At 67.3% G+C, this 14,176-nt stretch carries 12 protein-coding genes; 7 read left to right on the top strand and 5 right to left on the bottom strand.

The genetic code is table 11. The features are described 5' to 3' along the window. Positions 1–478: 478 nt before the first annotated feature. Both AC5P57_RS08370 and AC5P57_RS08365 read right to left on the bottom strand, forming a co-directional pair. Positions 479–745 (bottom strand): DksA/TraR family C4-type zinc finger protein, encoded by a 267-nt coding sequence (locus tag AC5P57_RS08370; protein WP_005414219.1) that lies wholly within the window; start codon positions 743–745, stop codon positions 479–481. Positions 746–915: 170 nt separating this feature from the next. Further along, positions 916–1,473, bottom strand: a complete 558-nt coding sequence (locus AC5P57_RS08365) for a DUF2058 domain-containing protein (protein WP_099552106.1) — start codon at positions 1,471–1,473, stop codon at positions 916–918. Positions 1,474–1,535: 62 nt separating this feature from the next. Between AC5P57_RS08365 and AC5P57_RS08360 the strand changes: the two genes are divergently transcribed. The 3 genes from AC5P57_RS08360 to AC5P57_RS08350 all read left to right on the top strand — a co-directional run bounded on the left by AC5P57_RS08360 (position 1,536) and on the right by AC5P57_RS08350 (position 4,475). Next, positions 1,536–2,036: a M48 metallopeptidase family protein gene (locus tag AC5P57_RS08360; RefSeq protein ID WP_010482861.1), complete on the top strand. Its 501-nt coding sequence runs from the start codon at positions 1,536–1,538 to the stop codon at positions 2,034–2,036. Positions 2,037–2,083: 47 nt separating this feature from the next. Further along, positions 2,084–2,782 (top strand): RNA pseudouridine synthase, encoded by a 699-nt coding sequence (locus tag AC5P57_RS08355; protein ID WP_099603914.1) that lies wholly within the window; start codon positions 2,084–2,086, stop codon positions 2,780–2,782. A 103-nt stretch (positions 2,783–2,885) separates the two neighbouring features. Continuing rightward, positions 2,886–4,475: a phospholipase D family protein gene (locus AC5P57_RS08350; RefSeq protein ID WP_099552124.1), complete on the top strand. Its 1,590-nt coding sequence runs from the start codon at positions 2,886–2,888 to the stop codon at positions 4,473–4,475. 10 nt (positions 4,476–4,485) lie between these two features. Here the strand turns inward: AC5P57_RS08350 and AC5P57_RS08345 are convergent, their stop codons facing one another. Further along, positions 4,486–5,562: an HDOD domain-containing protein gene (locus AC5P57_RS08345; protein WP_142806516.1), complete on the bottom strand. Its 1,077-nt coding sequence runs from the start codon at positions 5,560–5,562 to the stop codon at positions 4,486–4,488. A gap of 278 nt (positions 5,563–5,840) precedes the next feature. On the opposite strand from AC5P57_RS08345, the gene AC5P57_RS08340 reads away from it, so the two are divergent. Further along, positions 5,841–6,938 (top strand): Glu/Leu/Phe/Val dehydrogenase dimerization domain-containing protein, encoded by a 1,098-nt coding sequence (locus tag AC5P57_RS08340; RefSeq protein WP_099552109.1) that lies wholly within the window; start codon positions 5,841–5,843, stop codon positions 6,936–6,938. A 45-nt stretch (positions 6,939–6,983) separates the two neighbouring features. Here the strand turns inward: AC5P57_RS08340 and AC5P57_RS08335 are convergent, their stop codons facing one another. Further along, complete coding sequence (locus AC5P57_RS08335) at positions 6,984–9,830, bottom strand: autotransporter serine protease (RefSeq protein WP_099552110.1); 2,847 nt, start codon at positions 9,828–9,830, stop codon at positions 6,984–6,986. A 183-nt stretch (positions 9,831–10,013) separates the two neighbouring features. On the opposite strand from AC5P57_RS08335, the gene AC5P57_RS08330 reads away from it, so the two are divergent. The 3 genes from AC5P57_RS08330 to AC5P57_RS08320 all read left to right on the top strand — a co-directional run bounded on the left by AC5P57_RS08330 (position 10,014) and on the right by AC5P57_RS08320 (position 12,223). Next, positions 10,014–11,189, top strand: coding sequence for a thiolase family protein (locus AC5P57_RS08330; RefSeq protein ID WP_099552111.1), 1,176 nt, complete (start codon positions 10,014–10,016; stop codon positions 11,187–11,189). A 124-nt stretch (positions 11,190–11,313) separates the two neighbouring features. After that, the gene (locus AC5P57_RS08325) at positions 11,314–11,655 is read left to right on the top strand and encodes a hypothetical protein (RefSeq protein WP_004153024.1); all 342 of its coding nucleotides are present in this window, start codon (positions 11,314–11,316) and stop codon (positions 11,653–11,655) included. A gap of 157 nt (positions 11,656–11,812) precedes the next feature. Further along, positions 11,813–12,223 (top strand): hypothetical protein, encoded by a 411-nt coding sequence (locus AC5P57_RS08320; RefSeq protein ID WP_006461120.1) that lies wholly within the window; start codon positions 11,813–11,815, stop codon positions 12,221–12,223. Between the two features lie 279 nt (positions 12,224–12,502). On the opposite strand, the gene AC5P57_RS08315 is transcribed toward AC5P57_RS08320, so the two are convergent. Continuing rightward, complete coding sequence (locus tag AC5P57_RS08315; RefSeq protein ID WP_099552112.1) at positions 12,503–14,140, bottom strand: acyl-CoA dehydrogenase family protein; 1,638 nt, start codon at positions 14,138–14,140, stop codon at positions 12,503–12,505. Between the last annotated feature and the right edge of the window lie 36 nt (positions 14,141–14,176).

Genomic DNA, 14,176 nt, shown 5'->3' with positions numbered 1-14,176 from the left:
CTGCCGAGGCCGAGGCCGAAGCAAGATCAAGAGCGGCATTCCGTGGGATGGCGGGGCGGTGTGGGTGGTCAGGACACGCCGTAAACCCGTCCATGGGGGCTCGATGGCGCCATCCATGGCGCCAACGGTCCTGCCCACCCACACCGCCCCACCTCTGACAGATTCCGCGCGCTGTTGGTGGGTGCCGACCGTTGGTCGGCACATCTGTCAGATATCGATAGTCAAAATTGAATCCGACCCCGTGCCGACCAACGGTCGGCATCAGCAGCGCGTTCCAACAGATCGCGGAAATCTGTCAGAGGCGGGGCGGTGTCGGAGTGCGGGGTGTCCGCGGCATGGATGCCGCGGCCAAGCCCCCATGGACGGGTTCAAGGCGTCCCCGCACTCCGACACCGCCCTGCCAACCCACGGAATGCCAGCCTTTGATGTTGACGTTGCTTCTGTAGGTGCAGGGCGCAGCCCTGCAATAAAACACCCCTTACCTCAGCTGGCTGTCCTTGCTGCCACGCCGGTTGTAGCCGGCATGCGCCTGTTCTTCGTCGTCATGCGCCTGCTGGCACGCCACGCACAGTCGAACACCAGGCACAGCCTGGCGACGCGCCAACGGGATCGGCGCGTCGCATTCCTCACAGTGTTCCAGACCCGGGCCCTGCCGCAGCTGGCGCCGCGCGCGGGCAATCGCATCGTCGACGGTGGCGTCGATCTGGTCCTGGACCGCGCCGTCTCCCGCCCAACCGGTGGCCATGGCCATCCTCCGCAGGTGTGTCGCCTGATATGGGGACGATACACCCGCGCACAAAGGAGCAGACCTGTGTTGAGCCGAGCCATGCCCGGCTGATCTTCAGCAAGCTGAGCAGAACATGGAGGGTTTCAATCAAGCCGATTGCGGCTTAATCCCCTCCGTCCCCTTTTTGCTTACCAGACCAGGTCGTCGGGTACCTGGAACTGGGCGTAGTAGGCGTCGTCCTCGGCGTTGCCGGTGGAGATCTCGGCAGTCGAGCCTGGCTGGCCGTGGTCAACGATGATCGCTTCGGGCGCGCGCTCACGCACCTTTTCGGCGGCGGCACGCGGCAACAGGGCGTAACCGTCGCCGTGGGCAACGATGACCAGTACGCCGACCGACAGCGCCTTGCGCAGCTTGGGGTCGATCAGCAGGGTGCGGATCGCCGCGCCATCGCTGAAGCGATACTCGTCGTCGCCCTTGTGGGGCACGGCATGGGCGGTGATGATCTGCCGGGCCTGGGCCTTCTGTTCAGCCAGCTTGGCCTGGGCGTTGCGCTCGGCGGCCAGCGCGCGGTCGCGCTCGACCTTCTCGGCGCGGGCCCGTTCAGCCTCGCGCTGGACCTCGGCCGAGGTCGATTCGGCCTTGCCCTGGCGGGCCTTGGCCTGCGCGCTCGCGGCAGCGCTGGCCTGCGACTTCTTGGCCAGGCCGGCCTTGAGCAATTGTTCCTGCAGCGCGTTGGGCTTTGCCATGGTCGATGCGTACCGCGTGTAATCTTGGATGCCCCATTCTACCGACGCCCCGCCGCCCCTGCATGGCAGTCCTGAAGTACCTCACCGGCTATCCCGAACCCCTGGTCGCCCAGGTCAGTGACCTGCTGGCGCAGGGCAAGCTCGGCCCCTGGCTGCAGCAGCGCTATCCCGACCCGCACGAGGTGCGCAGCGATCGCCAGCTGTACGACTACACCCAGGACCTGAAGGACCGCTACCTGCGCAAGTCGGTGCCGCTCAACAAGGTCTGCTACGACAACACGCTGGAAGTGATCAAGCACGCGCTGGGTACCCATACCGCCATCTCCCGCGTCCACGGCGGCCGCCTCAAGGCCAGCCGTGAGATCCGCATCGCGACCGTGTTCCGCCAGGCGCCGGCAGCGTTCCTGCGCATGATCGTGGTGCATGAGCTGGCCCACCTGAAGGAAGCCGACCACAACAAGGCCTTCTACCAGCTGTGCCAGCACATGGAGCCGGACTACCTGCAGCTGGAGTTCGATACCCGCCTGTACCTGACCGAGCTGGCCAACCGCGGCCAGCGCTGACCGGCCGCAGCAGCTACACTGCGCGCCCCCTGCCTGACCTTTCCGCCATGGAACCGATCCGTCTCGACAAACGCCTGTCCGCCCTGCTCGGCATCCCGCGCGGCGAAGCGCGACGCTACATCGAAGGCGGCTGGGTCACGGTCAACGGCGAGGTGGTGGAACAGCCGCAGCGCCCGGTCGATGACAGCGCCGAGATTGTGGTGGCCGAGCAGGCCAGCGATGAAAAGGCCGAGCGCGTCAGCATGCTGCTGCACAAGCCGGCCGGCGTTGCCGCTGAGACCCTGTGTGCGCTGGTCAGCAGTGACAGCCGCAGCGAACTTGATGCCAGCGACATCCGTCCGCTGCAGCGCCATTTCCACGGCCTGCAGCTGGCCGCCTCGCTTCCGGCCAGCGACAGCGGCCTGGTGGTGGTCAGCCAGGATCCGGCCACGCTGGCCCATCTGCAGCGCAATCTGGGCCGCACCGAACAGGAATACCTGATCGAAGTGGCCGAAGGCGGTCCCGAGCGCGGCCCGTGGTTGATGGCGCGGCTGCAGCAGGAATCGGGCGGCGCCAAGGTCAGCTGGCAGAGCGAGCAGCGCCTGCGCTTCGCGGGCAAGGGCCTGACGGCCAAGGGCCTGCGCGTGGCGGTCACCGCTGCCGGCCTGCAGGTGACGGCCGTGCGTCGGCTGCGTATTGGCCGCGTGGCACTGGGACCGCTGCCTGCGGGGCAGTGGCGTTACCTGGGCAGCGACGAGCGGTTCTGACCGCGAAGCCCCTGTCATCCACGCATGGCGTGACGTTGTCTGAAGAAGCCATCCACGCATGGCGTGGATCTACGGCGATGGGCCTGTTGGCTTTCATCCACGCATCGCGTGGCTCTACCATCGGGGCATGAGCCTGCCCAAGCCCCTGTGGCGACGCCTGCTGCGCGTCGCTGCACTCATCCTCGCCGCGCTGTTGCTGCTGGTCCTGTCCGGGCTGCTGCTGGCCGACCACCTTACGCCGCAGGCGCAGGGCGCCCCTTCGCACGTCCTGCCGCTGCAGCCGGCGCAGACCCGCATCGACCAGCAGATCGTGCCGCTGCAGGACGCACACCCCGGGCAATCGGGCGTGGCGTTCCTCAGTGATGGCATGGATGCCTTCGCCGCGCGCGCGATGATCACCGCCCACGCTGGCCGCAGCCTGGACCTGCAGTACTACATCTGGCACGACGACCTGATCGGCCACCTGATGGCCAAGGCGCTGTATGACGCCGCCGAGCGCGGCGTGCGCGTGCGCATCCTGCTCGATGACATGAACGCCAAGGACAAGGACGCGCTGATGATGGCGCTCGATGCGCATCCGAACATCGAGATCCGCCTGTACAACCCGTTCCGCAACCGCAGCGGCGTCGCGCGCACGCTTGAACTGGTGCAACGCGCCTTCAGCGTCAACCACCGCATGCACAACAAGAGCTGGATCGCCGATGGCCGCATCGCGATCGTCGGCGGCCGCAACATCGGCGAGGAATACTTCAGCGCGCGCGACGATGTGAACTTCCAGGACCTGGACCTGGTCGTGGCCGGGCCGGCGGTGCAGCAGGCCAACCAGATCTTCGACGACTACTGGAACAGCAGCGCGGCGATCCCGATTGCCGCGCTGGCCTCATACACCGATGCACAGTTGCGGCAGCTGGTGCGGCAGTCAGACCTGGATGCGATGCATGCCCGGGCACAGCCCTACCTGCAGCGCGTGGCCGAATCGCGCGCCCTGCAGCGGCCCAGCCCGGAACCGCTGCACTGGAGCGCGAACGTGCGCATCGCCTCCGATCCGCCGATGAAGCACCGCGGCGATGATCGCCGTAGCTGGCTGGTCAGTACGCTCAGCGACGAACTGCACAGCACCCGCAGCAATGCGCTGTTGATCTCCCCCTACTTCGTGCCTGGCGATGATGGCGTGCAGGCGCTGTCGGCGCTCGCGGCGCGTGGTGCGCAGGTTGGCGTGGTCACCAACTCGCTGGCCGCCAACGACGTGGCCGCAGTACACGGCGGCTACATGGGCTACCGCGTTCCGCTGCTGAAGGCCGGCGTGCAGCTGTACGAACTGAAGGCACACGGCAGGCCCGATACCAGCCTGTTCGGCAGTAGTGGGGCCAGCCTGCACACCAAGGCGTTCGTGGTCGATGATCGCCGCGGTTTCGTCGGCTCGTTCAACCTCGACCCGCGCTCGGCCTATCTCAATACCGAGATGGGCGTTCTGTTTGACGACCCGGTGCTGGGGGCACAGCTGCGCAACGAGTACCTGCGCCTGGCCAGCCCGGAACACAGCTGGTGGTTGACGCTCGGCCACGACGATGGACTGCGCTGGCTGGAACGGCAGCCACCACCGCACTGGGTGGAAACCGAGCCCGGTGCCAGCCTGGGCAAGCGCTGGACCGCGCGCGTGATCAGCTGGCTGCCGGTGGAATCGCAGCTGTAACGCCCAACCCTCAGTGCACCGGACCAACCTCTTCCTGGCCGGCTTCATCCCGCGTTTCCACGCTGCGCCCATGCAGACGCCGCCAGATCCAGCGCAGCGCATGCGGTGGCGCCGACGGCAGTTGTTCGAGCAGGGCCAGCATGCGGCTCTGGCTGGCATGTCCATGCCGGCACAGCAGGCTGGCCGCCGCCGCCGCGCTGGCCAGACGCAGGCTGTCGGCGAGTGGGCCATCGGCCTCCGGCGCCAGTGCCTGGTGCACGGGCTCGGGCAGCTCCCAGGCTGCAGCCACGCGTTGTGCCAGCGGCAACGACCATTGCTGCAGCAGTTGCAGGGCCAGCGCCGGCTCCACGGTTTCGTCGCGCGCCTGCGCTTCCTGCAGCAACTGGCGCATCACCAGCGCTGATCCCAGCCCCTGCACCAGGCCCAGCCACTGCGCAGCGAAGGCATCGCCGAAGGTGACCGTGCGCGCGTGATCGGCGGCCGCACGCGAAGCCAGCAGAGCGTGTTCCCAGATGATCGTGCTGAACTGCGGAAACATGCCGCACTGCACCTGCATCACCGGCTGCACCAGCACCGCGCTGATGATCTGGCGCACGCCCTCGGTACCGACCAGGGTCACCGCACGCTGCAGGCTTTCCACCGGCCGCTCATGCACCTTGTAGGCCGGGCTGTTGGCGATGCGCAGCAGATTGCCGGTCAGCACCGGGTCCTGGCCGATGATCGCCGCCATCACCCGTGCCGAGGCGGCATCGTCGTTGACGGTCTGGATCAGCTGCGGCAGCAGTTGCGGGCGTCGCGGCAGGTGCCGGGCGGCCCAGTCACGATCCTGCAGCGCGCGCGCCACCGCTTCGCCCAGTGCCGGGTCCTGGACGGGGGCAGGCTCGCCGGCCAGCCGTGGGTACAGGGCCAGTGCGTGCAGGCCGCGCTGCAGGTGCGCGGCGATCTCACCGGCCTGCAGGGCCTCGCCCTGCAGGCTGGCTGCGGCAGCAGCGACGGCCTGTCGCGATGCGGCCGCCAGACGCAACGGAGCCGCCCCGGTCGAGCGCGCCAGCCAGGCGCGCAGCGATCGCCACCAGGCCGGCGTCATCGCCGCCCGCCCTGTCGTTGTGGTGCCCTTGCCGTCACTGACCGCCCTGCCTCTTCACGCGAATCCGGCCACCCGCCGTCGTCGCAGCATCGGCCGCACTTTCATCTTCTTTAACCGGAAGGTCGCCGATGTCGACGGCAGCGGCCGGGGGAATGGACTAGAATGGCGCCGCGCGACCCGTCCCCCTGCACTGACGACGTCGCTTTTTTTGTTTTGGGACCCTACCGTTCACTGGCCGTTCGCTGCAGTTCGCCGCTGTTCGTGCCATCGGAGACGCCATGCTATTCGAAACCCTCGCCACCACCGGCCACGAACAAGTGGTGTTCTGCCACAACCACGATGCCGGCCTGAAGGCGATCATCGCCATCCACAACACCACCTTGGGCCCGGCCCTGGGCGGTGTGCGCATGCGCCCCTACGCCAGCACCGAGGAGGCGCTGGCCGATGCGCTGCGGCTGAGCCGGACGATGACCTACAAGAATGCACTGGCCGGCCTCAACGTGGGCGGCGGCAAGGCGGTGATCATCGGCGACCCGAAGACGGACAAGACCGAGGTACTGTTCCGCGCCTTCGGCCGCTACGTAGATTCGCTGGGCGGCCGCTACATCACCGCCGAGGACGTTGGCACCGACGTCAACGACATGGAGAACATCTACCTGGAGAGCCAGTTCGTGACCGGCGTGCACCAGGTCCATGGTGGCTCCGGCGATCCGGCGCCTTTCACGGCCTACGGTGCACTGCAGGCACTGATGGCGTCGATGCGCTTCAAGTTCGGCCATGAGGAAGTGGGCAAGACCAGCATCGCGGTGCAGGGCCTGGGCCACATCGGCATGGAACTGGTGAAACTGCTGCGTGACCGCGGCGCCAAGCTGTATGTCACCGACCTGGACAGTGCGCTGGTTGATCGTGCAGTCAGCGATTTCGGCGCCGAAGCGGTCAAGCCGGACGAGATCCACGAGGTGAACGCCGATGTGTTCGCACCGTGTGCACTGGAAGGTGCGATCAACGCCGACACCCTGCCGCGGATCAAGGCCAAGATCATCTGTGGTACCGCCAACAACCAGCTGTCGAGCCTGGAGATCGGCGACGAACTGCATGCGCGCGGCATCCTTTACGCCCCGGACTACGCGGTCAACGCCGGCGGCGTGATGAACGTGTCGCTGGAAATCGACGGCTACAACCGCGAACGCGCGATGCGCCTGATCCGCAGCATCTACCACAACCTCACCCGCATCTTCGAACTGTCGCAGCGCGAGAACATCGCGCCACAGCGTGCGGCCGACCGCATTGCGGAAAGCCGCATCCTGTCGATCGGCAAGCTGAAGATGCCGCTGGGGCGCAGCACTCCGCGCCTGGGCAACCTGCGCGGCGGCTGAGGCTGCAGACGTCGCGCCGGGAGTCTTCCCGGCGCGACCGATTCCTCAGAACCCGGTGCTGTAGCGCACCGCAGCCTGCCGCGCGCCCTCGCCACCGATACGCTGGTCAAAGCCCAGGCTCAGGCGGCCATTGCGGCCCCACCACGACTCCAGCGCCACGCCTATCAGCGCACTGCCACGCGGCGCATTCCAGCCTGCCAGCGGCGCCCATGCATCGACGCCGACGAAACTGGCCTGCCAGTCCGCATCCGCACCATCAAGCCGCTGCTGCCATTCGGCATGCCCACGCAGCATCCAACGCCCCCAGCCGCGCTCGCCGCGGATACCGGCCAGCATCTGGCTGCGCTGCGAGCGATTGGCATCACCCCGCAGGCCGAAGCCAAAGCCGCCGAGTTCATTGAAGGCGTCAGTATCCACACGCGTGGTGCTGGCACCGAGGTAGGGCGTCAACGATGCGCCCGCACGCCCCAGCCGGTACCCGCCCTCCACGCTGGCACTGCTGAAACGACCACCGTACCGCGCAGAAACGCCATAGGCGCCCGCACCGAGCAGCAGCTGACGATCCAGCGCGCGGGTGAACTGGCCGCTGCCGACCTGGGCCAGCGCATAGCCACGCCCCAGATTCCAGCCGGCGTACAGCTGCGCCTGCGCCTGGCGGTCACGCCCGCGATCACCGCCGAAACTGCTGCCACCATTGCTGCGGGTTTCGCCAAAGGCCACACCCATCAACCCATTGCTGCCCAGCGGCAGGTCCTGACCAGCCATCCAACCGCGGCTATCGGCGGCATTGCCGGCAAAGCTGCCCTGCCCGGCCTCGCCCAACGCGCTCTGCCAGGTACCCCGCAGGCGCGGCGTGGCCTGCACACGATCGAAGCGTTCGGCGATCGCACGCCGCGACATGTCGATGCTGTCGAAGGTGGCGGCCTCGGCGCGGGCATGCGCCTGGCCGGACAGGCTCTGCAGGCTGTCGGCCAGGCCCTGTTGGCCCCCTCCGGCCCACTGCAGCGCACCGGCTGCCGCACCGAAGGGCGATCCCTGCAGGCCGGTGTTGCCGTCGAGCACTGCGAATGCGCCTTCCAGGCGCTGCGCGGCCACCTGCGCAGAAGCGCTCAGGCCGCTGGCCGCGGCGGTGACGTTGACCTGGGTCACGTTCAACCAGGCGTTGTTGCGGTCGTAGCCATACGTGGGGGCCACCAGGGTCAGTCCCTGCAGGCCGGTGGAAGTGGCCTCGGTACTGAAGTTGCCGTTCAGCCCCCCCGCGGCGTGGATGAGGTCCTGGCGGGTTCCGTTCTGCGGCACATAGCCGGAGACGAAGCCATGCACGCGCACACTGCCATTGATCGTTGCGCTGCCGGTGACCTGCAGCGCGTTGGCGCCAAGGGCGATCATCAGCTGCGCGCCGGGCTGCTGGGTATAGTTGCCCTCGATGGTGCCGGTGGTGTTGCCGGTGGTGAGGAACACGCTGCCGCCGTTGACCACATTGCCGATCACCCGCGGCGTGCCACCGTTGAACTGCAGACCGCTGGAATCCGGATCAGGCTGGGCGAGGATCGTCACGTTGGAACGGATCACGCCACCGTTCTGCAGCGTCAGGATGCCGCGCTCGACACGGGTGGCACCGGTGTAACCGTTGTTGCCGGTCAGCACCAGCTTGCCGTCTCCCTGCTTGACCAGGCCACCGCTGCCGGTGATGTCGTTGCTCCACGTCGAACCGGTCGAGGCCACATCCACACTGGCGGTCACATCACCCCAGTCGAAGCGGCCGGGACCATTGATCGCGCGACCGATGTCGAGCAGGCCATAGCCGAACACCGGATCCACACCGGGCGCACCGATGTCCTTGGCGGTACCCAGCAGGGTCTGCCGCACCAGATCGTTGTTGAAGTAGGGGAAGCGCTGCCAGACCAGCGCAGCCGCACCGGAGATCAGCGGCGCGGCGAACGACGTACCGTAGTTCCAGTAGTAGCTGCCACCATTGGCATCCGGGTAGACCGCGCTGCCCGGCGCCGCCAGGCAATAGCGGGCCGCCTGGCCGCAGGCATTCGAATAGCTGGCCAGCGCGCCCGGCGTGAACGGGTCCACCGCCGTGGCCACCAGCCAGCCGCGCTCCAGATCGGCCGCCGGAAGCGTGCCTGCCACGCCCTTCTGGCTGGGCAGCGCGGCCAGGCTGCTCGGCTCGCTGCGGCCGTCATTGCCGGCGGCGAACACCACCAGGCCGCCGTGATTGATCACGAACGGCCGGTATTCGGCGGCCACCTGCGCCGTGGTGGGCAGATCGGTCCAGTACAGGCCACCCCACGAGTTGTTCATCACCTTCACGTTGTAGCTGATCAGGTCCTGGTGGACCTGGGCCACACCCAGTGGCCCACTGAAGGCATTGCCATTGCCACTGCCGTCATCGGTCGGCGGCTTGTCGGAAATGATCCGTGCCGAGACGATCTGCGCACCTGGCGCAATACCGCCCGGCCAGGTTCCCACTGCCGCGCCAGCGGCGAGGCTGGCCACGGCGGTGCCATGCCCGACCACGTCATCAACCCCCAGGTTGTTCCTGGCCGGATCGATGTAATTGAAGTTGGCCAGCACGCGACCATTCAAGGCCACCGCGTTGCGCTGCACGCCCGAATCGACAATGCCGATGCGCACGCCCTGCCCGGTCAGGCCTGCGGCCTGTGCGGCACGCGCGTTGGTGACTGAAAGATGCGCATCAAAGGCCGGCTCCTGCGGCTTGACCGGTGGTGGTGTCGTCGGGGGAGGCGTGGTCGGAGGTGTCGGCGTGGTCGGGGGCGGGTCGACACGCACGTTGCTGCCGCCTCCGCCGCCTCCACCACAGGCCGTCAGCGCCATCGCCAGCGCGGTTGCCAGCACAGACCTCACCATCATCGTGCGTTCCATCGATTCCTTCCCGTGAACGTTGGCCTGCCTTCATCCCGGCAGGCGTTCGGCGCCGCACAGCGGCAGCCCTCCCCGACCCTCTATACTTGGGCCGACCCCCACGCAGTCTGCCGGGAAACCGGGGCGCATCCAACAGCCTCCGGTCTCCTTTCCGAACATTGCTTACGCATCAACGAGATTGCCATGTCCAACATCGTCATCGCCGCCGCCAAGCGCACCGCCATCGGCTCCTTCCTCGGCCAGTTCAACGGCGTGCCGACCCCGACCCTCGGCGCGGCCGCCATCGCCGCCGCGCTGGAACAATCGGGTGTCCCGGCCAGCGACGTTTCTGAAGTCCTGATGGGCTGCGTGCTGCCGGCCAACCTCGGCCAGGCGCCCGCCCGCCAGGCTGCGATCGCCGCCGGCATTCCGCTGTCGGCCGGTGCCACCACGCTGAACAAGGTGTGCGGCTCGGGCATGAAGACCATCATGCTCGGCCATGACCTGATCAAGGCTGGCTCGGCCAGCATCGTGGTCGCCGGCGGCATGGAATCGATGTCCAACGCCCCGCACATGCTGCCGAACTCCCGTACCGGCAACCGTTTCGGCAACTTCCAGGCGGTCGACCACATGGCCCACGATGGCCTGGTCAACGCCTACGACGGCAAGGCCATGGGCGAATTCGCCGAGTGCGCGGTGGACAAGTACCAGTTCAGCCGCGAAGAGCAGGACGCCTATGCGATCGAGTCGGTCAAGCGTGCGCAGGCTGCACAGGCCAATGGTGCATTTGCCGATGAAATCGTCGCGGTGAAGGTCGCCACCCGCAAGGGTGAGGTCGAGCTCGCTACCGACGAGCAGCCGGGGCGCTCCGACATCGCCAAGATCCCGACCCTGCGCCCGGCCTTCAAGAAGGATGGCAGCGTGACCGCGGCCAGCTCCTCCAGCATCTCCGACGGCGCCGCCGCAGTGGTGCTGCTGACCGAAGAGGACGCTGCCGCGCGAGGCATCACGCCGCTGGCCCGCATCGTCGGCCACGCCACCCACTCGCAGGAACCGGAGTGGTTCACCACCGCCCCGATCGGCGCGCTGCACAAGCTGCTGGACAAGACCGGCTGGTCGCTGGACCAGGTCGATCTGTTCGAAATCAACGAAGCCTTCGCTGTGGTGGCGATGGCCCCGATGCGCGAACTGGGCATCCCTCACGACAAGCTCAACGTGAATGGCGGCGCCTGCGCGCTGGGTCATCCCATCGGTGCCTCGGGCGCACGTCTTGTGGTGACCCTGGTCAACGCTCTGCGCACGCGTGGTGGCAAGCGCGGCATTGCCACCCTCTGCATCGGCGGCGGCGAAGCAACGGCAATCGCCATCGAATTGATTTAAAAAGATTTAACGATGATTTCGCAAAAATGAATGCGGGATCGCTTGACACCCAATCTTGGCTTGTCATCATGTTGTCGGCGCGCAGCATGCGCGTTGCCTAATTCTAACGACGAGGATTTACACAATGAGCATCAACAAGCTGCTGGTCGCGATGTCCCTGGCTCTGGCCCTGGCCGCCTGCTCGAAGCAGGAAGCTGCCCAGGACGCCGCTGCTTCGGCCAACGAAGCCGCCACCGAAGCCCAGGCTGCTGCCGACCAGGCCGCCGCTGCTGGCGCCCAGACCGCCGACGCTGCCCAGCAGGCCGCTGACACCGCCGCCACCGCTGCTGACGCTTCGGTCGACGCTGCTGCCCAGGCTGGCGCTGCTGCCACCGACGCCGCTGCCGGCGCCGCTGCTGACGCTGCCAAGGCTGCTGAAGGCACCGCTGAGAAGGCCAAGGACGCTGCTGAAGAAGCCAAGAAGTAATAACTTCTTTCTTCACGCTGTTCTGGAAAAGCCGCTGGTTCGCCAGCGGCTTTTTCTTTGCGTGGATGTCGGCGATCAAGCCCCTGCATCGCGACCCGGTCTTCACAACGGCATGAATAGGCTGGCGTCCCCATCCATTGCAGTGCCGGAGACCGCCATGAAGATTCGTCCGATCACCACCACCCTGCTGGCCGCCTCCCTGCTGCTGGCCCTGGCCGCCTGCAAGGGCCCGGAAGCCGAACAGGCCAAGCAGGACGCGCAGCAGGCGGCCGACAGCGCCGGCGCTGCCGCCCGCGACGCCGTCGACAAGGCTGCTGCTGCCACCCGCGAAGCCGCCGACAAGACCGCAGCCGCTTCCGAGCAGGCCGCCGCCGATACCCAGCAGGCGCTGGACAAGGCCGCAGACGCCACAGCCAACGCCGCCGACAAGGCCAAGGACGCCGCAACCGACGCCGCTGCGCACGCCAGCGACGCCACCGCCAACGCCGCGCAGAAGGTCGCCGACAAGGCCCGCGATGTCGCCAATGACGCGAAGGCAAATGCCGCCAAGGAAGAAGCCAAGCACTAAGCCTTACCGGCAGCCGAGCACCGGCTCGGCTCCACAGGAAAAGCCGCGGCGTTGCTGCGGCTTTTCTGCTTTTCGCTCTCCGCTCTTTCTGTTGATTCCGTGGTGGACGGCACGGAAACCGTCCAAGGCCGTGCGAGTGGGTTGCGCAGGGGTGTCCGCGGCATGGATGCCGCGGCCAAGCCCTCAAGGACGGGTTCACGGCGCCCCCTGTGCAACCCACTCGCACGGCCACTGCCGATATCAGCGCCCACCACGAGGGGCTCCGCCGTTGGCCGCTCCCTACGGCAACGCGCGCGCCAGCATCGCCGACAGATCCAATCCCGCCGGCAGCGTCCCGAATGCCAGCCCATGCTCCCTGTCCAACCGGCTGCGCACGAACGCCTCCGCCATTGGACTGCGCGCACGCAGCAGCAGCGCCGCCTGCAGCAGCAGCGCAGTGCGCTCGCAGAACAGCCGCGCCTGTGATTCCTCAGGCGCCGGCGCCGCTGCCCAACGCTGCAATGCAGCTGCATAACGCGCATCGAGATCGGCCACTGCGGCCAGCTCGCTGCGCAATGCCGCCATCGCCTCCGGCTCGCGTGACAGCGCGCGCAGGACGTCCAGGCACTGGATGTTGCCGCTGCCTTCCCAGATCGAATTCAACGGCGCCTGGCGGTACAGCCTCGGCAGCATCGACTCCTCCACGTAGCCCGCACCGCCCAGGCATTCCTGCGCTTCGTTGACGAAGGACGGCGCGCGCTTGCACAGCCAATACTTGCCCAGTGCGGTCCCCAGCCGTGCCAACGCGGCTTCGCTGGCATCCTCGCCGGCGCGATCCACCGCCCGCGCGATGCGCATCGCCAACACGGTTGCCGCTTCCGACTCCAGCGCCAGATCGGCCAGCACATTGGCCATCAACGCATGCTCCACCAACAACTTGCCGAAGGTGCGCCGATGGCGTGCATGATGCAGCGCCTGCGCCAGCGCCATGCGCATCTCCGCGGTCGCACCCAGCATGCAGTCCAGGCGGGTCATCATCACCATGCCGATGATGGTCGCCACGCCACGCCCTTCTTCGCCCACACGCCATGCCTGCGCGCCACAGAACTCGACCTCGCTGGACGCATTGGCCCAGTCGCCAAGCTTGTCCTTCAGCCGCATCAGCCGGAACGCATTGCGGTCACCGTCGGCCAAGCGGCGCGGCATCAACAGGCAGGTCAGTCCGCCCGGCGCCTGTGCCAGCACCAGGAAGCCATCGCACATCGGCGCGGAGAAGAACCACTTGTGGCCGACCAGGCGGTAGCGTTCGCCATCGATCGGTTCGGCCCGCGTGCTGTTCGCGCGTACGTCCGAACCGCCCTGCTTCTCGGTCATGCCCATGCCCAGAGTGATGCCGGCTTTGTCCGCCACGGGCACATCACGCGGGTCATAGACCGGCGCGCTGGCCTTGCGCGCCCATTCGGCCAGATGCGGCTGCGACTGAAGCACTGCCACCGCCGCATGCGTCATGGTCAAGGGGCAACTGGTGCCTGCTTCGGCCTGGTGGTGCAGATAGCTCAGTGCCGCACGCGCCACATGCGCGCCGGGCTGCGGCTCATGCCAGGACAAACCCGCCACGCCATGCTGCTTCGCTGCGGCCATCAGCTGGTGGTACGCAGGGTGGAACTCGACCGCATCTATGCGATGGCCCTGCGCATCGTGCGTGCGCAGGCGCGGGCGATCACGGTTGGCGTCAAAGCCGAGCCGGTACAACTCGTCGCCGGCCAGTGCTCCATATGCGGCCAGCCGCGGCGCGAAACTGCCCGCCCCCTCGCGCTTCACCGCTTCCATCAACGCTGCATCATCGGTCCACAACTGGCGACCGGCGAAGGGCGGTGGCTGGTTCAGCACCACATGGGTTTCAAAGGGCGCGTTGCTGCTGAAGCTGGGTCCACTCATCCGATCCATCCTGGCGGCAAGAGGTATGCGGTCCGA

It is taken from the genome of Stenotrophomonas sp. YJH_SMC_79, assembly GCF_059367995.1.
The sequence above is the reverse complement of the archived record's forward strand: the minus strand, read 5'-3'. Positions and strand labels throughout refer to the sequence as shown.